The organism is Carnobacterium divergens DSM 20623 (genome assembly GCF_000744255.1).
Classification (GTDB): Bacteria; Bacillota; Bacilli; order Lactobacillales; family Carnobacteriaceae; genus Carnobacterium; species Carnobacterium divergens.
Map to the genome: position 1 here is coordinate 2133483 of NZ_JQLO01000001.1, position 22570 is coordinate 2156052.

Below are 22570 nucleotides of genomic sequence, written 5' to 3' on the forward strand. Positions count from 1 at the left end.
TTAATAATAGCTCTTTTTAAATAACCTAAATTAAATTCGTAAATGACGACAACTATAACTTTAGTCGAGCTGGATAAAGTGGGTGGAAATTTTATAATTCAAACTTCTTTACTTGTTTAGTCATATTTTCTTCACATTTAAAGAGTATACTTAATTTATCTTAAAATAACGAACAATTATTTTCTCAGTAATTTCATTTTTCATTATTCTCCCCCAAAGTATAATGAATCTACTTTCCACCTGTACCCCTACAGGTGGTTTTTTATGTTTTTAAATTAAATGATCTGCAAAAAAATTCGCTACTTGATCCATTACTTCGCCTCTAATTAAATGGCGTTCATTTTCAGCAGTAATAAATTGAGTGTTTTCAGCATAAGGTTCTGCTTTGATTCGTTGGTAAAAATCTGCTACTTCTTGATAAGGAATTTTTTCATCTTCTGTGCCGTGCCAAAATAAAACGGGTCGATTGTTTAGTTTTTCAGGATTTTTTGATAAGTCGTAATAATGAATCCAACTTAACAAGAACGGTAAATCTGCTGGAACAAAGATACTTCGTTCTTTAGCTACCTTTGAAACTAATGCAAGATAATCCATTGGAGCAGGCGTTCCCATCATAGAAGCCGCCACTTTAATTTCTGGATGCTGGGTCAGTAGCCCGCAAGTCGTAATGCCTCCCATCGAAACACCTCCAACGCCAATCTCTTCATTCATAATCAAGCCTTGTTTGCGGAAAAAATGAGTCAATTGAGAAAATTCGACTAAATTATATTGAATACTTGACCAAAAAGTAATAGATGGAATTGGAGAAATTGGACCCGTTTTACGTTCTCCATGATTCATAGCATCTGGTAAAATCACACGAATTCCTTTCATTGCTAATTTTCTTGCTTGTGTTAAGGTTAGCTCCTTTGAGGATTGCCATCCATGATAATAGATAACTAACGGTAACGGAAGTCGTTTAGATTCTTCTGGAACTACTTCTAAAACAGGAATTTTTTTTATAAAACGATGTCGAACACTAATTTTCATTGATTGGATTCCTTTCTGCTATCTTGCATTCTATTTGTTAGTAGTTTAACAAACTTATCAAACTATTTCATAGATAACGCCTAGCTCTCAGTTTTTTAAGAGAATCTGTTGATTTATCCAATTCCCTCTTTAGTTGCATCAAGACAATGCTTGATTTTCTTTAATTCTATATTGAACAATTTGACGAATTAATTCTAGTGGAAGTGGCTGACTATTTGGAAGTTGAATCGTTCCTTTTGAAGTTTTAAATTTTTGTAATTGATCTGAAAAAGCTCTTATACCGCTTGGTGTGGGGTAGAATCCAATATGTTTTTGATAAGCTGCAAAATGAACTAACGGTTTTTTTAATACAAATGTTGGAATTCCATAGCTCATTTTTTCTACTGCTTCGGGAGCTTCTTGATGAATCAGCTCTCTAATTTTTTCTAATCGTTCTTGAATTTCAATTGGATAATGTTGAATATAATCTGTTACTTCTTGACTTTTTTCTACCATTTTCAACCTCACTCCTTTTTCCTATTTTAATAGTTCTATTATCTCATTATTTTGTTATCAAGCGTTAATAAAAAGAAAAGTAGGTTAAAAATTTCCGAGTGTCTATCGAAAATCTTTAACCTACTTATTTTTTTAGTTGCTATTTAATTTCGCTCAACCATCCGATACCCAATTCCAATTTCAGTAATAATATAAATTGGATCTGCAGGATTTTTTTCTAGCTTTCTGCGAATATTCGACATATTTACTCTTAGCGTTTGATTGTCCATATGATAAGGTCCCCAGATACTTTTAGAAATTGTATCATGGGTCAACACTTTTCCTAAATGCCTAGCCAATAATTGAATAATTTTATATTCATTAGGTGTTAAATGAACTTCTTTTCCTTCCACTTTAACAAGTCGTTTTTCAAAATCAATAGCTAATTCTCCGTTTTCAAAGGTGCTTGCTTTAGACTCTGTGTGTATTCCATGACGTAATGCCGTCCGAATCCGAGCTAAAAGTTCTGATGTTCCAAAAGGCTTAGTAATATAATCATCTGCCCCTTCATCCAATGCCGCTACCTTTTCTTGTTCATGTCCTCTAGCAGAAACGATCATAATAGGCGTCTTAGACCAACTGCGAATCGTTTTTAATACTTCCAAACCATCCATATCTGGTAAGCCTAAATCGAGCATAATCAAATCAGGGTTCCATGTAGCTGCTAAACTAATGCCTTGTGAACCTTCCGTAGCAGAAATAATTTTATAGTCTTCTCCTTTTAAAATCGCCGACATAAAATTTAAAATACCTGGATCGTCTTCAATAATTAATATGGTTCGTGGACTCATCCATTTTCCTCCTCGTTTGGTTCTATTGGTAATGTAAAGCGAAAAACAGCACCATCCGTTTCATTATTCTCACCAGAAATCGTTCCGTTATGAGCAGCAATAATCGTCTTGCAAATTGATAACCCAATTCCTAATCCTCGTTTAGCGTCAATTGGGGCATTTCCTTGACTGACTTTTGAACCGTCAAACGGATTGAACAAATTATTTAAACGCTCTTTTTTTATCCCTATTCCTTGATCCCGTACCTCAAATACCACATCTTTATCTTTTCTTAGTACATTGACCATAATTGGTGTGATTTTTCCTGAATGTCGAATTGCATTTTCCATTAAATTAATCAATACTTGTTCAATCAACTTACCATCCATAGGAACTAAAAGCAATTCTTCTGGTACTGTTATTTGAATTTCCTGTTGAGGAAATCGTTTTCGAATTCGTCGAACCGCAGTTGCTGCAATTTCTTCTACTGCTTCAGGTACTTTGTTAACCTTCATAGTTCCCTCGTCGATTCGAGTCACTGAAAGTAAGTTTTCTACCATCCGAATCAACCACTCTGAATCTTCCTTAATATCTGTTAAAAGTTGTAATTTCAGTGGTTCTGTAAACTTATCTTTATTTTCAATTATTGCTGAACTAGCTCCTAAAATACCTGTTAAGGGCGTTCGTAAATCATGAGAAATCGCTCGCAACAAATTACCTCGCATCTTCTCTTTTTCACTTTCTAACAGAATTTCTTGTTGTTCATTAGCTAAATGCTGCCGTTCCAAAGCTAATGAAATTTGAGTACTAATTAATTTTAAAAAATTTAAATTTTCATGCGTCAGTGGGCGTTCGTTTAAACAATAAACACCAATTACCGCCACCGTATCTCCCTGTGAGAGAAGTGGAAAATAATAGGTACTCGCTCCCATCAAGGTATTGCTTCCAAAGCCTGCTTCTTTACGGTTATTAAATACCCAGTTTGCTACAGCTATTTCAGAATCAGATACTAAACTGGCTTGTGCTTCTTGATTGCCGTTATAAACTTCAACTTGATATGCTTGATTTTGTTCCGGTTTTTCAGTGTAAAAAATAACACTTCTCTCTAAGGTTTGAGCCAAATAACGATTTGTGATTGCAACAATTCCATTGATACTTTTCACCCGCAATAAATCTTTATTTAAATCGTAGATTACTTCCATCCGATGTTCTTTTTCAATCGAATCCCGCGCCTGACTTTTTACTCGAATCATCATATTACTTGTAAAAAGTGCCACTGCTAACATAATTAAAAGTGTGATCGGATACCCTGGCTTATAAACCGTTAATGAATAAAGCGGTTCGACAAAAAACCAGTTAAATAAAAGAACACTTAAAATAGAAGCAAAGACGCCATAGCTGTATCCATACGTTGCTCTTGCAATAATTAAGACAAACAGCAAGTAAACTACGATTACATTTTGCTCGCCAATCCCCAGATATGTGACGACTTCTGAACAAAGCGTTGCTACGACTAATAACAAAATCGTCTTTAAAAAATTACTGGTAGAGAATAGTTTTGGTTTCCATGAGTTTTTTATCTCTCTTGGTTTAGCTGAATCTGCTTTCTCGGCAAAGGGAATCATATGAATTTCAACATTATTCAATTCTTGAACTAATTGATCTTCCAATTCTGTTTTAAAAAGCTTACGGAAATTTTGTCCTCGTCGTTTTTTACCAATGATAATATCCGTAACTCCAGTTAATTTGGCATATTGAATAATGGTTTCGACTTTATCATGAGCATTTAACGTCACGGTTTCAGCACCTAATGTTTCAGCCAATTCAAAATTTTTCATCACCTGTTCATTTGTTGATTTTCCATCAGATTCATCATTTTCAACAAATAAAACAACCCACTCTGCTCGAAACGCAACTGCTAATCTCGCTGTCCAACGAATGCATTTTTCTGCCCCTACTTTAGAGGTATCGTCAATATAGGTTAAAAGTTTGCTCTGAACGCGCTTATTATTTAACAGCTGATCTGGACGATTTTCCATGCCAATGTAATCCGCTGCTTTTCGAATGGCAATTTCTCTTAATAATTTTAAATTTTCAAGTGTAAAAAAATGATTCATCGCTTTTTTGGCATTGTGAGGCTGATAAATTTTACCTTCTTTTAAACGATGAACGAGCTCTTCTGGCTCAACATCAATCAGCTTAATAAAAGCTTCATCAAAAAAGTGATCGGGTACTGTTTCGTTGACATGAATATTGGTTATTTCCTCTACAATATCATTTAAACTTTCTAAATGCTGAACATTCATCGTTGTGTAAACATCAATTCCAGCATTTAACAGTTCATCAATATCTTGGTACCTTTTTCGATTACGCGAACCTTCAACGTTCGTGTGAGCTAACTCATCTACTAAAATCAACTCTGGCTTAGCAAGTAACGCACTGTCTAAATCAAATTCTTCTAAGGACAATCCTCGGTAGTCAATCGTTTTAGTTGGCAACGTCGTTAAATTTTCCAATAAAGCAATGGTCTCAGGACGAGCATGTGGCTCTACATATCCAACCAAGACATTTTTCCCAGCCTCGCTTTGCTCAATCGCTGCTCGTAACATGCCATAGGTTTTCCCTACTCCCGCAGCATATCCAAAGAAGACTTTAAGTTTTCCTCGTTGATTACTAGATTTTGCGCCATACTTTAGTAATAATTGATCTGGATTTGGGCGGTTTTCTTCATCCATTAGCCCTGTCACCTCATTTTACTTGGTTTTTAATTCTTTTAGATGTAAATTTACACCAAGTACGTTTACTCTTGGTTCTCCTATTTTACCAAATAGATCCCCAGTTGTATTCTTTTCAATCGCTTTTTGAACAACTTCCTCTGAAATCCCTCTTGCTTTTGCAATTCTAGGAATTTGGTAGTGTGCTCCCGCTAAAGAAATTTCTGGATCAACACCACTTCCTGATCCTGTTACTAAATCTGCAGGAATCCTAGCTGTTTGATCTGGGTTTTCTTTTTTTAATTGTTCCACTCGTTTAGAGACAGCGTCTTTTTGTTCTGAACTCACGCCAGATAAATTACTAACACCACTTGGTCGTCCCTGTAAAAATTGAGCTTCAGTAAATTCCTGACCTAGTAGTTTAGAACCGATTACTTTTTCAGCACCATTATGGGTGACTTTAACAATACTGCCATTCGCTTTTTCTGGGAAAAACAACTGCCCAATCCCAGTTAAAGCAACCGTGTAAATCCCCCCACAAATTACACTCATTATTAGTAACATTTTAAAAGCTGGCATCACATTTTTCATATTTTTTCCCCTCTTTAATTAAATTAACCCCATCACGGTCAATAACATATCTAATAACTTGATAGCGACAAAAGGTGCAATTAAACCACCTAAACCATAAACAAATAAATTATGTCGTAAAATTTTGCTTGCTGGCAATTCTTTATATTGTACTCCTTTTAATGAAAGTGGAATCAATGCAACAATGATTAAAGCATTGTACAAAATCGCTGCTAAAATCGCACTTGTTGGACTTGTTAAATGCATTAAATTCAAACGATCCAGCTGTGGATAAATTCCAAAGAACAATACTGGAATAATCGCAAAATATTTGGCTACATCATTTGCAATACTAAAGGTTGTTAAGGCACCACGAGTCATCAACAACTGTTTACCAATTCTTACGACATCAATCAGTTTCGTTGGGCTTGAATCTAAATCAATCATATTCCCAGCTTCTTTAGCTGCTTGTGTCCCTGTGTTCATCGCCACTGCCACATCCGCTTGTGCTAAAGCAGGAGCATCATTCGTTCCATCCCCAGTCATCGCAACTAAATGGCCTGCTTCTTGATACGAACGAATCAATTCTAATTTTGCTTCTGGTGTTGCTTCTGCAAGAAAATCATCTACCCCTGCTTCTGCTGAAATCGCCGCTGCTGTCATAGGGTTATCCCCAGTAATCATAATTGTTTTAATGCCCATTCTTCTTAAATCTTCAAAACGCTCTTTAACACCTGACTTCACAATATCCTTTAAATAAATGACGCCTAATACTTGATTGTTTTTAGCAACAACTAACGGTGTGCCTCCTAAATTAGCAATTCTTTCAACAATTTCATCGCATTCAACTGGATACGTACTGCCTTTTTCTTGAACGTATTTTTTAATGGCATCAGCCGCACCTTTTCTGATTTCAACTTCTTGATAATCAATCCCGCTCATTCTTGTTTTAGCTGAAAAATCAATAAAGTTTGCTTCTAATTCTTTAAAGTTACGCGCTCGAATATCAAATTTTTCTTTTGCCAAGACAACAATGCTTCGTCCTTCGGCAGTTTCATCTGCTAAAGAAGACAATTGAGCAGCGTCAGCTAAGTCCCGTTCTGAAATACCTTCTACTGGTAAAAATTCACTTGCTTTACGATTTCCTAATGTGATTGTTCCGGTTTTATCTAGCATTAAAATATCCACATCGCCAGCTGCTTCAATCGCACGTCCACTCATCGCCAATACGTTGGCTTTATTTAAACGACTCATTCCAGCAATCCCAATTGAAGAGAGCAATGCGCCAATCGTCGTTGGTGCTAAACATACTAATAAAGCAATAATGGTGGTTAAAGACAACGCCGTTCCGTTTCCTGCTAATTGACTTGAAAAACTTGAATAAGGCAATAATGTCGCTGAAACGACTAGAAAAATTAGTGTCAATGTAATCAATAAAATCTGCAATGAAATTTCATTGGGTGTTTTCTTACGAGATGAGCCTTCTACCATGGCAATCATCTTATCTAAAAAGCTTTCGCCACTTTCAGCTGTTACCTTAATGACTAGCTCATCGGAAACAATCGTCGTGCCACCTGTAACAGCACTTCTATCCCCACCTGATTCTCTAATAACGGGAGCAGATTCACCTGTAATGGCACTTTCATCTACTGATGCTGCGCCATCTACCACATCCCCATCCATTGGAATTTGATCTCCTGCAACAACGTAAACTAAATCTCCACGTTTCAAATTCACCGAACTAACTTCTTCGTAATGAGTTGTATCTTTGATGGATTTGATTTTTTTAGCAAATACTTCTTTTCTCGCACTTTTCAGACTATCTGCTTGAGCTCGTCCACGCCCTTCTGCAATCGCTTCTGCAAAATTCGCAAATAAAATCGTTACCCATAAAATAAGCGCAATCGCTAAAATAAACCAAGATGCACTATCTTGTATGCCAAAGTAAGATAAAAAATAGAGAATAGTAGTGAGTACCGCCCCTAAATACACCACAAACATCACTGGATTTTGCAATTGAATTTTAGGCGATAATTTAACAAAAGATTGTTTAAACGCATCTTTTAGAATGTCTTTTTGAGATTGTTCTTCCTTCATTTTCAGATCCCTCTTTACTTATAGTTTTATCGTGTGGTAAAAAAGTCCGCAATTGGGCCTAATGCTAAGGCTGGCAAGAAACTTAATGCACCCACTAAGAAAATAACGCCTAATAACATCCCAACAAAGGTCCCATTAGTTGTTGATAGCGTTCCATCACTGACAGCAACCATTTTTTTCTTCGCTAAGTTTCCACCTAAGAAAATAATGGCTAACATCGGGATAAACCGAACAAGCAACATAATGATTCCGCCAATCGTATTTAAGAACGTTGTGTCTGCAGTTAACCCAGCAAAGGCACTCCCATTATTGTTTGCCAATGAAGAAAAGGCATAGAGAATTTCTGAAAAGCCGTGGGCTCCTGAATTGGTTAATTGACTCATGGCCGATGGCAATAAAACAAAGCTCATCGTACCTAACAATGTCAATAATGGTGGCGTTAAAATAACAAGACAGACCATTTTCATATCAAAGGGTTCAATTTTTTTCCCTAAATATTCTGGCGTCCTTCCTACTAATAAGCCTGCAATAAAAACAGTCAAAATGACAAAGGCGACCATACCGTATAGCCCACTGCCGACGCCACCAAACACAATTTCTCCCAACTGCATCAAGAACATCGGGATCATTCCTCCAAAGGGTGTGAAGCTATCTAGCATGCTGTTAACCGACCCATTGGATGCTGCGGTAGTACTGACAGCCCAAAGTGCAGACCAGCCAACGCCAAAGCGAGTTTCTTTTCCTTCCAAATTTCCACTTGCAACAACATCGGCAAATTGAGGACTTGTATAATATTCACTCAACATCACACCAATCAACGCTAAAACTAATAAAACCATCGATACAATAAAAATGGTGCGACCTTGCTTATGTTCTTTAACGAAATAACCAAAAGCAAAAATCAACGCTACTGGTATCAATAGGATGGCGATATTTTCAACCAAGTTACTAAAAATGGTTGGGTTTTCTAACGGAAATGCAGAGTTGGCTCCAAAGTAGCCTCCGCCATTTGTTCCTAATTGTTTAATTGCGATTTGACTGGCCGCTAGACCTAATGGAATGAACCCTTTACTTCCTGTTTCTAAAGAAAAATAATCGATTCCTCCACTAAATGTTTGAACGACTCCTTGAGAAATCAATAAAATCGCAATCACAGTTGAAAGTGGCACTAAAATATACAAGGTTGCTTTCGTTAAATCTTGCCAAAAATTACCAATCGTTTTTTGAGATTTCCCCATAAACCCTCTTAAAAGAACAAATAATACCGAGATACCAACAGCAGCCGATACAAAGTTTTGGGCAGTCAAGCCCATCATTTGTGTGAAAGGTGATAATGTTGTTTCTCCAGCATATGCTTGCCAGTTTGTATTTGTCACAAAACTTAACGCTGTGTTAAAAGCCAAACTTACTGTCGTTCCAGAAAATCCCTCTGGATTCATTGGCAATAACCCTTGCATTAACATGAGTAAAAATACGGCAATAAATCCTAAAACACTAAAACTAATAACTGATAGTGCGTAAGTTTTACCATTCATTTCTTTTTGACTACTTGGTCCAATAAAGCGATACACCATTTTTTCAATTGGCTGAATCAGCCGATCCATCCAAACCTTTTGTGAGGTCATCACTTTATAACAGTATTTTCCTAACGGTATTCCTAATCCAACTAAAACTACTAAAAATAGGAATTGATATACGAACTCGATTTTCATTGTTTGTCCCCCCAGAACAGCACATAAATTAAATAACCAAACAATAGTAATGCGCCAATACCACTTAATAAAATGACAGTTTCCATGATGTTAACTCCTTCTTTAAAAGTTACCATCAGCATACCAAGTATGAAATAAAGATAGTGTTAAGAAGCAGGGATGGGGTGTTAAGAAAGTATAAAGATATAAAAATAACACAACTATGTATATCATTGAGCAAATAAAAACGTACCTGATTGGAAACGATAACCAGGTACGTTTGATAGGTCCATATTTTTCTAAGTTTGAGGTACTAGAGAAAACAGCTCAGTTCTAGTGATCGTCACTAATAAAAGACGACAATTTTTCAACATTTATTTTTAAGGGCTTTTTTTGCTCCACAATTCCCATTATTTCTAGTAATTTTAAAGCTTCCGACGTCCTTGCTTTACCTGTTGAACTATACTCAGAAATAAATTTTTGAGTAACATAACTTGGCAATTCACACAATTTTATTTGAGTCTTAGGATGAAGTGTATAGATAATCGCAAACAAGGAATTCGCTACTTTAATGAGGGGTCTTTCGTTACTTACTGCAACCATACGCGTCTTGTTAATATACTTTATACCTAAACTTTCAAAAAATTCTTGGAAATCAAGTGGATTTAAATATAAATGATTTAAAAAATATTCTCTATTTACAATGTACATTTTACTCGTTTCTACAAATTTCACTCGATATATCAAATAACTAGGTACATAAACATTTGTCATCATATTTTCTAATGAAATAATATATTTTGGCGTTACTAAATCATGACTGATCCAGTCGGAATCTCTTCCTTGCGCTTGTATCAAAGCTGCTCCTTTATCTAGAAAAACAATTTTTTCCTCTTCACCATTATCATATTGGTAAATATCTCCTGGTTGATAGATTTTTACTTGATGATATTTGTAAGTCGCATCCTGCTCTAAATATAAGGCTTTTTTTATATCCATTTTTCCCCTCGCAATCCTTTAAAATACTTAAAGACCAGCTAATAAAATAGCTGATCTTTAAGTTTATTTCACTTCTAGCTTAATTCGGTGTCTGCGTTATTTCAGATACATCTATTGACTTGTACGAATATTGATTACTTGGTACTGTCCATTTTAACTTAAATGGAGAGAGCGCTGTTGGATCTCTGTGGAAATGTCTGATTTCAATTTTTATGACATCTCCTTTTTTGAAGTATTGATGTTGATTTTCAAACTCGCCACCAATTTTAGGATCAAAATTAATAATTTGCTTATCATTAATTCCAACATAAGCGGCATCATTTGAGCTTGTGTTTACTTCAACTTTAAAACCATATCTTCCATCTTCTTTAATTTTTACGTATCCTATTTTTGTAATTCTATAATGATCTGGTCCTAAACCGCGATACGGCTCAGATGCACCAAAATCATGATCGAATCCTGTATTTTCATATCCGTTACCTTTTGGAATAAAGGCTCCATTAGACATTGGATAATCTTCATAAAGTACATGGACTCCATTTTTAACTACTTCTTTTACAGTAACCTGAACTGTCACTAGTTTTCCATTTGAAGTGGTAACTGTGATGACTGTCGACCCTTCCTTCATTGCTGTCCAATTACCATTACTATCAATTGTCATGATACTTGGGTCATTACTAACAAAGTTCAAGCTCTTGTCGGTTGCATTGCTTGGTTGGAATGTGATTGCTAATTTCCCAGTGTCCCCTACAAGTTGGTTCAATTCTTTTGGTTCTACTGTGATACTTTCTACAGGAATTCCATTTGCTTTTACGGTTACAAAGACAAGGGCTGTCTTGCCATTTGATGTCGTAACGGTAATGACTGTTGTTCCTTCTTTCACTGCTGTCCAGTTACCATTATTATCAACCGTCATGATTTCTGGATTTCTACTTACAAAACTCAAGCTCTTATCGGTTGTATTGCTTGGTTGGAACGTGATTGCTAGTTTTCCTGTATCGCCAACAATTTGATTTAATTCTTTTGGTTCTGCTGTGATACTTTCTGCTGGAACATCTTTTGCTTTTACTGTTACAAAGACAAAGGCTGTCTTGCCATTTGATGTCGTAACGGTAATAACTGTTGTTCCTTCATTCACTGCTGTCCAATTACCATTACTATCAACCGTCATGATTTCTGGATTTCTACTTACAAAACTCAAGCTCTTATCGGTTGTATTGCTTGGTTGGAACGTAATTGCTAATTTTCCTGTATCCCCTACAAATTGATTTAATTCTTTTGGTTCTACTGTAATACTTTCTGCTGGAACATTTTTTGCTTTTACTGTTACAAACACATGGGTTAACTTGCCATTTGATGTAGTAACTGTGATTACTGTTGTTCCTTCTGCTCTCGCTACCCAATTTCCTTCTGAATCAATCGTCATGATTTCTGGATGTTGGCTCACAAAATTCAAGCTCTTATCGGTTGTATTGCTTGGTTGGAACGTAATGGCTAGTTTTCCTGTATCGCCAACGATTTGATTTAATTCTTTTGGTTCTGCTGTGATACTTTCTGCTGGAATTTCTTTTGCTTTTACGGTTACTTTAACCGTTGTTTTCTTGCCATTTGATGTTGTTACTATAATTGTTGTTGTGCCTACTCCTGTTGCAATCCAATTGCCAGCTTTATCAATTGTCATTACTTTTGGATCTTCACTAACGAAGTTTAAGCTCTTATCAGCGGTATTACTTGGTTGGAACGTGATTGTTAATTTTCCTGTGTCTCCAACAACTTGATTTAACTCTTTTGGTTCCGCTGTAATGCTTTCTGCTAGAACATCTTTTGTTTTTAAGGTTGCATTTTTTTCTACTAACTTGTTACTTCCATCAACAGTATAGAAACCACTGACTCCGTCTGATCCAAATGTATCAGATTGAGCGATTTCTTGTCCGTCAGGAACGGATAATACAATATAATATTCACTTGCTGGTAAGTTTGCAAATATATACTCACCTTTTGCATTTGTTGTTACTTCTCCAAATGCTTTTTGATCAGATGTATATAAGGTTAAAATAACTCCTGCTACACCTGCTCCTGTACTTTGTCTAGTGATAACTCCAGAAATACTAGACTCTTGTTTCGCTCTTACAGTCACAGCGACTGTCGTTGTTTTTCCATTCGATGTTGTTACTGTAATCGTTGTTGTGCCTACTCCTGTTGCAATCCAATTGCCGTCTTTATCAATTGTCATTACTGTTGGATCTTCACTTACAAAGTTTAAGCTCTTATCAGCGGTATTACTTGGTTGGAACGTGATTGTTAATTTTCCTGTGTCTCCAACAACTTGATTTAACTCTTTTGGTTCCGCTGTAATGCTTTCTGCTAGAACGTCTTTTGTTTTTAAGGTTGCATTTTTTTCTACTAACTTGTTACTTCCATCAATAGTATAGAAACCACTGACTCCGTCTGATCCAAATGTATCAGATTGAGCGATTTCTTGTCCGTCAGGAATTGATAATACAATATAATATTCACTTGCTGGTAAGTTTGTAAATATATACTCACCTTTTGCATTTGTTGTTACTTCTCCATAAGGTTTTGAATCAAATGTATACAGCGTTAATGTAACTCCGCCAATACCTGCTCCTGTACTCTGTCTTGTAACGATTCCAGAAATACTTGATTCTTGTTTTGCTTTTACAGTCACAGCGACTGTCGTTGTTTTTCCATTCGATGTTGTTACTATAATCGTTGTTGTGCCTACTCCTGTTGCAATCCAATTGCCATCTTTATCAATTGTCATTACTGTTGGATCTTCACTTACAAAGTTTAAACTCTTATCGGTTGTGTTTTCTGGTTGGAATGTAATGGCTAATTTACCCGTATCTCCAACGATTTGGTTTAATTCTTTTGGCTCTACAATGATACTTTCTGCTGGAATTTCTTTTGCTGTTACGGTTACTTTAACCGTTGCTGTTTTTCCATTCGATGTTGTTACTGTAATCGTTGTTGTCCCTAATCCTGTCGCAATCCAATTGCCGTCTTTATCAATTGTCATTACTGTTGGATCTTCACTTACAAAGTTTAAGCTCTTATCGGTTGTGCTTCCTGGTTGGAATGTTACCGCTAATTTACCTGTATCTCCAACAACTTGATTTAATTCTTTTGGTTCTACTGTAATTCCAATTGCAGGAATATCTTTTGATTTTAATGTTGCGTTTCTGTCGGTTACTTTATTGCTTCCATCAATCGCATAAAATCCACTGACGCCATCTGATCCAAATGTATTTGAATAGAACATTTCTTGCCCTTCAGGAACACTTAATACAATATAGTAATCACTTTTTGATAATTCGACAAATGAGTACTGTCCATCCATATCTGTAATGACTTCACTGGCTAATTTTCCATCAAAAGTATATAGTTTCAGCGTAATTTCGGATAACCCTAAACCTGTACTGTGATTGGTAATCACTCCAGAAATACTTGATTCTTGTTTAGATTTAACCGTTACTTTAACAGTTGCTTTTTTTCCATTTGATGTTGTTACTTCAATAGTCGTTGTGCCTACTCCTGTTGCAATCCAATTGCCGTCTTTGTCAATTGTCATGATTTCAGGTTTTCCACTGACAAAGTTTAAACTCTTATCGGTTGTACTTCCTGGCTGGAACGTAATGGCTAGTTTCCCTGTATCTCCAACGAATTGATTTAATTCTTTGGGTTCTACTGTAATTCCAATTGCAGGAATATCTTTTGATTTTAATGTTGCGTTTCTGTCGGTTACTTTATTGCTTCCATCAATCGCATAAAATCCACTGACGCCATCTGATCCAAATGTATTTGAATAGAACATTTCTTGCCCTTCAGGAACACTTAATACAATATAGTAATCACTTTTTGATAATTCGACAAATGAGTACTGTCCATCCATATCTGTAATGACTTCACTGGCTAATTTTCCATCAAAAGTATATAGTTTCAGCGTAATTTCGGATAGCCCTAAACCTGTACTGTGATTGGTAATCACTCCAGAAATACTTGATTCTTGTTTAGATTTAACCGTCACTTTAACCGTTTCTGTTTTTCCATTTGACGTTGTTACTGTAATAGTTGTTGTGCCTACTCCTGTTGCAATCCAGTTGCCATCTTTATCAATTGTTATTACATTAGGATTTTTACTAGTGAAATTCACGTTTTTATCTGTTGTATTACTTGGTTGGAAGGTTACCGTTAATTTACCTGTATCTCCAATGAGTTGATTTAATTCTTTTGGTTCTACTGTAATGCTTTCTGCTTCAATAGCAATTTTCTTAAGTGTCGCGTTTCGATCTGTCAACTGATTTGTTCCATCTAAAGCTAGATATCCTGATGTACCATCAGAACCAAAAATATTAGAATGGCTTAGTTGATAATCAACTGGGAATACTAATTTTACGTAATAGTCTCCTGGCGTTAGTCCAATAAAGTTATACGAGCCATCTGTAGCTGTCACAGCCGATCCTTTTTGACTATTATCTTGTGAATATAAATTTAATTGAACACCTGGGAATCCTAAGCCTGTTTCTTGATTAGTAATGACACCTTTAATTGAAGAATTATTTTTTGGTGTAATTACTTTTAGTGACGCATCAAAACCTGTTTGTTTTGCTACTCCATCAACTGCAATATAACCTGTCAATAAATCATAGTAAAATACATTTGAGCTTGCAAATTCGTAATTTACCGGTGCTATTATTTTCAAATAATAGTTTGACTTTTCTAAATTCGAAAAACTATAAGTTCCATTTGTATTCGTTATTGCTTTTGTTACTTGGCCTGTGTCGGCATTAACCAATTGAATTTCCACACCACTAAAGCCAATTCCATTATTTGTTTGATCGTAAATTGTTCCAGATAGTGAAGACTCTTTTGGGTTAGCTAATCTAATAACTGCATCCACATCACCAATTGAATTCATTCCATCAACATGTAAATAACCTGTTGAATTACCCCAAAAATAATTTTTATTAGACGAAACAAACTCATATTCTTTTGGAAATTTAAGCTGTAAGTAATAGTGCTTCGCTTCTAAGTTATCAAAACGATACGCCCCTGTTCCATCCGTTGTCTTTTGTCCTACAAGTTTTCCATCCCATGAGTAAATCAATAATTCTACTCCATTAACTGCTTTCCCATTAGGATCTACTATCTTACCACCAATATATGAATCAGTTAAACTTCTAACTGTTACTTCAACAATATCCTGAGCTCCACTTGCTGAAATGACAGTTATCGTAGTTTTCCCTGATTTTTTAGCTGTCCATTTTCCATTTGCATCTACCGAGATAATGTCCACGTTGCTAACCTTATATGTTAGGTCTTTATTCGTTGTATTTGTTGGAAAAAATTCCACTGTTAATTGACCTGTTTCATTCACTACAGTATCAATGACTTTTGGACTTACTTTTATTGATTCCGGCAAAACAGTTTTTGGCTCTAATTGAAGATTAACCCCTGTAATATTACTTTTGTTGGATTCCTCTAATTTAAAATACCCTGATGTGCCTGCCGTATCAAAAATACCATACCCAAACTTAACTTGGTAATCTTTAGGTATCATAACTTTAATATAATAATTAACGTTATTAGTTAATCCCGTAAATGAATAACTTCCATCTATTGATGATGTTGTTTGTTGGATCAACTTACCTGATCCGGGTTCTCTTAATTCAACAGAAATTCCTGAAAATCCTGATCCAGTTTCATTTTGGATTTGACCAGAAATGGTTGGATTGTATTTTTCTTTAACCGTAACAGTTACATACGCAAATTTACTTTTATCCTCGTTACTAGTAACTTTTATTGTAGTCGTTCCCGCTTTTTTAGCAACCCAATTTCCATTTGAATCAACGGTCATAACAGTTGTATCTCCGCTGCTATACGTTACAGATTTATCCGTGGCATCGATTGGGAGAACTGTGGTAACTAATATCCCACTCTCTCCTACAAATTTTTCTAGTACTGTTGGATTAACACTGATAGATCCAACCGGTACCGCCTTGTACAATCCTAAATTTACATTTTCTAGCATTTGTTCTTCACTTAAACTAATCGGTTCACTTTTTCCTGATCCAATGAAATAAGATTTTGAAGTTACTTCATAATCAGAAGGAAATTTAATTTCCACACTGTATGGTGTATTGGGCTCTAGTTTAGAAAAATGATACTCACCTTGTCCATCTGTTGTAGTGGTTTGAACAGGTGTTGACGATCCTACTTTAAAAATAGAGGTTTCTAGCCCTGCTATTCCTACTTCATCAGAATCTTTTTGTCCATTTTTATTTTTATCCGAATACGCAATCCCCTTCATTGAGGCTGTAGTTGGATACAATGTCATATAAGCCCCTGATTCAGTCTGTCCTTCCGCTAAGTTAAAATAACGGGTCGATCCACCACCAAAACCAAGTGGACCCTGACCAAACCATCTATAACCTTGCGGTATTTCCCCTATCTTTAAGTAATACTTTCCCGCAGGTAGATTACTAAACGTATATCTTCCACTACTATCAGTTGTAGTAGTGCCCAGTTTTTTGTTTGCTGTTGCATCGAACAATGTTAATTCGATTCCCCCAACACCGGGTTCTGACGGATCCTGTTGTTCATTATTATTTAAGTCTTCAAAAAAGACGGCTGAAATCGTTCCTGTTCCAGCTTTTGCTTGCTCATTTTTCGTTATCCCTGCTGCAGAAACTGTAGTTGCCAAACTTGGCAATACTGTATTTAACAGTAGCATAACTAATAGAAAAATTTGCATTAATTTATTCTTTTTCATTAACAGTTCTCCCCCATTCAAATCCTCAATCTAAAAAACAAGATACTTTATTTTTTTACAAGTTTACTTTTAACAACTAAAACAGCTCCAACGCCAATGGCTAATACAGCAGCTCCTATCACAACCCTCATTGGATAGCCCCCCATAATTAGTCCTACCGTCGTCATTCCACCACCTGTAAAAGGCAACAAAACACTTGAACTTGGTGAACTCATCTTTATCACTCCCCTATTCTTATTTTTCAGGTTTTTAAAGGGTGAACCTAAAAACCTAAAAAAGTTTAGTTTGCTTTTTGTTTTTGAATTGGGCGAACGTTATCTTTTAATACTTTTTTCAACTCTTTTAACTGATTTTTTTCTAACGTAATGGCATTCTTCATAACGAACCACTGAACGCCTTCCGTTGTTGGTGGCGCTGTGAATGAACCTTGGTATGCAACATAGTCTCTATTTTGTGGAATCAATGCTAGTGTGCTTATTGGCTCTTTTGTTTTTACTTTTTTATTATTTTTTAATTTATTAATTTCCTTGCTAACTTGGTCTAAAGCATAATTTTTTTCGCCTTCTTCAAGCATCACTGCCATAATTAAATTCTTTTTTTCTTTGCTTTCAAATTTTAGTTGCAACTCGCCATCGTATTGCTTTCCTTGTATTTTATGCTCGCTAGGAACATGTAGATTGATTGCCGTTAACAAATAATCTTCTTCGTTGAATGTAAGAATGTTTTCTTTTCCTTCAACAGGCATTGGCGTGAGTGTTAATTGCTGGTCTTGACGTAATAATTCAAAGTATCCTGGTTGAAATTTAATCGCTTCTGGTGCGAGTGTCTCTACTTTTGCCTCTTTTGAGATATCAATTGGTGATTGTTTCTTTTTTGATTTTAGTTCGTATTTTTTATTTAACTTTTCCCAATTATCCGGTCCTTTTTCACCTTTGTAAGACCAATCTAAAACACTTTCTTCTACGTTTTCTTTTGATTTAGCGGCTTCATTGGTTTTCCCACAACCTACTAAAACTAACAATGTTACGACAATCGATGTAAATAAAACTTTCTTCTTCATACTAAAATTCCCCCTATTATTCTCTTTCTGTTTTCAACCAGCTGTTTTCACCTAATAGATATCGTTTAAACGCAATCCAAACGCTAGGTATTGTAATAATGTTGTATACAGTCATTGCAAATCCTGCAAAAAAACATTCTATAAAGGTATTGCCTTTTTGTGCTCGAATATGATTTGTATTAAAGTAATGACGTATTGTAAATACAAATCCTGGTAGTGATGTGATTAAAATCAAAAGACCTAGATAAAGAAACAAACTGATCCAACTAGATGTTCCCTCAATACATAATTTAATTACTTGAATAAAGGATATAGTAATCCATACCCATGACATGAAAAATATAATACTTCCAATTAAATTGATAAATGGTTGAGCCAAAAAATAATATATATCTAACTTCGCCTCTTTTTTCAATCGTTTCGATTTTTTTACTTTTTTAAGATATTTCAAACATTGAATATTTCCTTGCACCCAACGACTCCGTTGATAGATCAGCTTTTTAACTGAAGAAAGACCTTGTTGATAGACCGTTCCATTCGATAAGTAACTAATTTTTCCATTTCGCAACAATAGCCTTAGGGTCATATCATAATCTTCTAATAGGCTATCTCCCCATGGTTCTTTTCCTAAGGCCTTTAAAGCTGTTAACCTTGTAAACTGTCCATTTCCTCCTAACCCAACGCTTTGGATATAACTTCTAACATTTTGAATATCTGAAATCATCGTGAAAAATTCAACGTCTTGTAAAAAAGGAAGAATGTGTTGAGTATTGATAATACGCACTCGACATTGTGCAGCACAAACTGCTTTATTAGAAAATGCTCGATTTGCTTCTCTAATTACATTCGTCCCTAATCTTCCGTCGCCATCAATAATAGCAATCACTACTTCTTTTTCCATATTTAAGGATTTGGCTTTCTTTAATACTCTCTTATAGGCATCATTTAATGCCGCGCCCTTCCCTTTTTGTGCATTTGGTTTTGTTCTTTTTAAAAGACGGACACGTTTGTCTTTTATGCCTTCAATTATTTTAGCTGTTCGGTCGTCTGAGGCATCATCGATAGGGATAATCATCATTCTTTTATATCGTAATTTTAACAAGTTATAAATAGTTCGTTTAATGACTTTTTCTTCATTTAAACATGGTATCAAGAAGACGTAGTAGAGTTGTTTAACTTTTTTCTTCTTTACAGGTTCTTTATGCACAGGCATGATTATCATTAAAATAATATAAAAGAAAAAAACACCTACTATAAATGATGATATTAAATGAATGATTAATTGCATATTTTCCTCCTTGTTACTCGAGCGTTACTAACGCTCGCTGTGTATAACTTTTGATTTTAGAATCGAAAGATCCTGTGCAAGAAATTAAGGTAATCATTCGTTTATTACTATTAATTTCAATTTTTGCATTCGGTTTTTTGTTTATATCTATAATTTCTTTATTTACTACTTTAAATTCCCTATGTTCTTCATTTTCATACTCAATTATTACTGTTTCTCCAATTCTTATATCTTCCAAGTATTTAAAAGCTCCTAGTTTGTTATTCCAGTCCCGATGAGCGGCAATCAAAGAATTTCCTACATTTCCAGGAATTGGGCTTGTCTTTAACCATCCGGCCACCTTAAGGCCTTGCGGCACAACCATTCGCTTGTTAACATCAATTGATGTTTCAGTGATGGGCAACCCAATTCCTTCCTCAATAAAAATAAGCTTATTGGGAGTGGAGTCAATCACATCCTCGTCTTTCTCTCCCCTAACAACTTTTTTAGTTGTTACCTCTTCTTTAAAATTGGCTTTCAAGCTATTTCCAATTTTTAAATAATAGCCAAAAATAAGTATGCTAATTAACACTCCTAATAAAATAATTTTTTTCATATATAGGAACCTACCCTCTATTTACTTCCTTATAATATAGGCAAATTAGCTTCCTATGAGTTTCTTAAAGAAAGAAAACGTGATTTCTTTTTGTTTTTTTTCGCTTTACCTTTAAGCTTAGATGATTTTAGCAAACTTCCTTTAGATGTTACTAACTTGTAAAGGTAAAAACAGCTAAATCCTGTTAAAGTAGTACTAACAAATAGTAAAGGTACATGGTATCTACCTTGTACTTCAATCAACAAAGACCCTAAAGTATAACCAAATTCTAAGACAATAAATAAATAGATTTTTTTTGTTTTACGAAGTAATAATGCAAGGGCGCATGCTAGAAAACTCATTATTAACAGAAAACTGTCTACAAAGTAGCTAAATCCCGTAAATTGACTTCTAGAATTAAGCGGAAAATTTTCAGGATCATTATAAATCGTCCAATTATAGCCATAACTATCGTCAGAAAATATCTTGAATTTAGTGACCAAATAAGAAATTAAACGACCTTCCTTGTAGATATTCACCCATCTATCGATACCTGCTTTCATCATGACTGAACTCACCTCATTAACAGGGAGATCATTATATAATTCCCAGAAATAGTCCTTATCTTCTTCAGTCCACGTTCCACTAGAACTTTCATTGGCACCAACATACACACCATAACCAGCAGATGTAGAGGCCGTTGGAAAAGGGTAAACAACTTTATTAATAATCGGTGTAGCAATTGAAAAAGCTAGAAAAATTAGCATACCTGGAATAATTTTTTTTAGTGAAAGAATAATTTTTTTGCTACATATCATCATACTAGCAACAAAAACAAGCGAAATTAAAAAACCACTAGGTCGAATCAAATTAGCCCCAACCATTGAAAATCCAACACCTATTGATAAAATCCAATTAGGTTCAGGACTTTTATAAAGTAAAACCCAAAAATAAATTGCTATTGCAATCAAACACATAAATAAAGGTTCCGTTACAATCAAGGTACTGTACATAAAGTAAGCTGGAGAAAATAAGAAAAACATGGTTGCTATTGATGCAACATATCTATTAGATAAAATAAAATTCGCTTTAAAAAAATAAATTGACCCTACTAAAGTAGCTAAAATATTAAAAAATTGGCCTGAAAAGACCGACTTCCCAAAAATCTGATACACCCAAGACAGAACTGTTGAAAAAGACAAAATATGAGTAAAAAAAGGAGAGTAGTTTAGTAAATCCTTGTCATAAAGAATAGACCATGAATTTTCATCTGCTCGATAACTTGCAATTAAATGATACAAATAAAAATCAGATGTTGGATGTGTCGGAAAAGCGATTATCCAAACAACTCTCGGAACAATTACTAAAATCACTAAGGCTAGATAAAAATAACTTTTCTTTAATTTATATAGTTTTGCTAACCCAATGCCCAAAGCAAGTAACAAAATAATATACAAACTGTATAGTAAGCTACTCGACCACGAAAGCAGATCCTCCCCCGCTACAATTCTTTTTAAATTATCATAAAATTTAATAAGAAAAAGAAAAAAAACTAATAAAACCGGCAATCTCAAAAATAGTTTTTGCATTATTAACCCATCCATTCTTTAAAGGTTTAAAAAATATAATTTAATCATTCTTTTTCATGTTATTATAAAAAAGAATAATAATATAAAAAAGAAGGTGTTAATTTGATAAATATTGTTGAAGCTTTAGACTTGAAATCCGATAAAAAAATGGACTACTATCGGTTAAAGAAATTTAAAAAAGGAACTAAATTTTATTATCATGGAGATACCAATGAACTTTTAATTATAAAATCAGGAACTGCCATCATTCAGGCATTAGATAAGCTAGGGAACTGGAGTAGCCGTGAACTTGCTACACCTAATTATTTATTGACCCCAGAAAATTTATTGGAATTTTTTTCTATTCCCGAGCAATTCGATTATCGTGTCGTCGCTATGGAGTCTGTTGAAGTTTATTTTGTCGATCGAGAGTATTTCTTAAACCATCTTCATTTAAATCCATTAAAATTCCAATATTTTTATGAAGCCATGATTATAAAATATGTTCACCAAAGTAAAAAATTGTTTATTATAAATGAACCACCTGTAGTAAAAACAGCTAATGCTCTCTATTCGATTATCTATACTCTTTATCCTGGATTGCAGGAAAATTATTATCCCTTACCTAAATTTATTAATCAAAAAACAGTTGCTGAGTATAGCGGAACAGGGCAAGCACGAACAAGTGAATCGTTTCAAAAATTGAGAGATCTCAATATCATTAATAATCAACAAGTCATTAACATGCCCTTGTTATTAAATTTCATCTTTACTCAATAAAAAAACATCTAATTAACCTTTCTATTGTCTATATAGAGTTATTTTTTCTCTACTACAAATAATTTAATTCATTTTTTTGATTGATGTACAGTTGTTTCTTCTA

At 34.7% G+C, this 22570-nt stretch carries 16 protein-coding genes; 1 reads left to right on the top strand and 15 read right to left on the bottom strand.

What is annotated here, in order from left to right:
• Positions 1-270 precede the first annotated feature (270 nt).
• The 15 genes from BR52_RS10235 to BR52_RS10300 form a co-directional block, all read right to left on the bottom strand.
• A complete protein-coding gene (locus BR52_RS10235) occupies positions 271-1029 on the bottom strand; it encodes a prolyl oligopeptidase family serine peptidase (RefSeq protein WP_034572314.1) in 759 nt (252 codons plus the stop codon).
• Positions 1030-1167: 138 nt separating this feature from the next.
• On the bottom strand, positions 1168-1524 hold the full coding sequence (locus BR52_RS10240; protein WP_034572317.1) for an iron chaperone: 357 nt from the start codon (positions 1522-1524) through the stop codon (positions 1168-1170).
• Positions 1525-1667: 143 nt separating this feature from the next.
• Positions 1668-2354 carry a response regulator transcription factor gene (locus tag BR52_RS10245; protein WP_034572320.1) on the bottom strand — a complete coding sequence of 229 codons (687 nt, stop codon included), beginning with the start codon at positions 2352-2354 and terminating at the stop codon, positions 1668-1670.
• Positions 2351-5068: a DUF4118 domain-containing protein gene (locus tag BR52_RS10250; protein ID WP_034572322.1), complete on the bottom strand. Its 2718-nt coding sequence runs from the start codon at positions 5066-5068 to the stop codon at positions 2351-2353. Before BR52_RS10250 ends, BR52_RS10245 begins: the two co-directional genes overlap by 4 nt.
• 18 nt (positions 5069-5086) lie before the next feature.
• A complete protein-coding gene (kdpC, locus tag BR52_RS10255) occupies positions 5087-5638 on the bottom strand; it encodes a potassium-transporting ATPase subunit KdpC (protein ID WP_034572324.1) in 552 nt (183 codons plus the stop codon).
• 18 nt (positions 5639-5656) lie between these two features.
• Complete coding sequence (gene kdpB, locus BR52_RS10260; protein ID WP_034572327.1) at positions 5657-7714, bottom strand: potassium-transporting ATPase subunit KdpB; 2058 nt, start codon at positions 7712-7714, stop codon at positions 5657-5659.
• 26 nt (positions 7715-7740) lie between these two features.
• Positions 7741-9426, bottom strand: a complete 1686-nt coding sequence (gene kdpA, locus BR52_RS10265) for a potassium-transporting ATPase subunit KdpA (protein ID WP_034572330.1) — start codon at positions 9424-9426, stop codon at positions 7741-7743.
• The gene (locus tag BR52_RS12870; protein WP_115588655.1) at positions 9423-9512 is read right to left on the bottom strand and encodes a potassium-transporting ATPase subunit F; all 90 of its coding nucleotides are present in this window, start codon (positions 9510-9512) and stop codon (positions 9423-9425) included. The genes kdpA and BR52_RS12870 overlap by 4 nt, the downstream gene beginning before the upstream one ends.
• 226 nt (positions 9513-9738) lie before the next feature.
• Positions 9739-10404, bottom strand: coding sequence for a Crp/Fnr family transcriptional regulator (locus BR52_RS10270; RefSeq protein WP_034572333.1), 666 nt, complete (start codon positions 10402-10404; stop codon positions 9739-9741).
• Positions 10405-10483: 79 nt separating this feature from the next.
• Positions 10484-17197, bottom strand: coding sequence for an SdrD B-like domain-containing protein (locus BR52_RS13115; protein ID WP_051915704.1), 6714 nt, complete (start codon positions 17195-17197; stop codon positions 10484-10486).
• Positions 17198-17244: 47 nt separating this feature from the next.
• A complete protein-coding gene (locus BR52_RS12880; protein ID WP_156099056.1) occupies positions 17245-17412 on the bottom strand; it encodes a hypothetical protein in 168 nt (55 codons plus the stop codon).
• 65 nt (positions 17413-17477) lie between these two features.
• On the bottom strand, positions 17478-18257 hold the full coding sequence (locus BR52_RS10285; RefSeq protein ID WP_034572335.1) for a carbonic anhydrase family protein: 780 nt from the start codon (positions 18255-18257) through the stop codon (positions 17478-17480).
• A 16-nt stretch (positions 18258-18273) separates the two neighbouring features.
• Positions 18274-19545 carry a glycosyltransferase gene (locus BR52_RS10290; RefSeq protein WP_034572338.1) on the bottom strand — a complete coding sequence of 424 codons (1272 nt, stop codon included), beginning with the start codon at positions 19543-19545 and terminating at the stop codon, positions 18274-18276.
• Positions 19546-19558: 13 nt separating this feature from the next.
• Positions 19559-20140: a class F sortase gene (locus tag BR52_RS10295; protein ID WP_034572341.1), complete on the bottom strand. Its 582-nt coding sequence runs from the start codon at positions 20138-20140 to the stop codon at positions 19559-19561.
• Between the two features lie 53 nt (positions 20141-20193).
• A complete protein-coding gene (locus tag BR52_RS10300) occupies positions 20194-21708 on the bottom strand; it encodes a glycosyltransferase family 39 protein (RefSeq protein WP_034572345.1) in 1515 nt (504 codons plus the stop codon).
• 102 nt (positions 21709-21810) lie between these two features.
• On the opposite strand from BR52_RS10300, the gene BR52_RS10305 reads away from it, so the two are divergent.
• Complete coding sequence (locus BR52_RS10305; RefSeq protein WP_034572349.1) at positions 21811-22467, top strand: cyclic nucleotide-binding domain-containing protein; 657 nt, start codon at positions 21811-21813, stop codon at positions 22465-22467.
• The last annotated feature ends 103 nt before the right edge of the window (positions 22468-22570 follow it).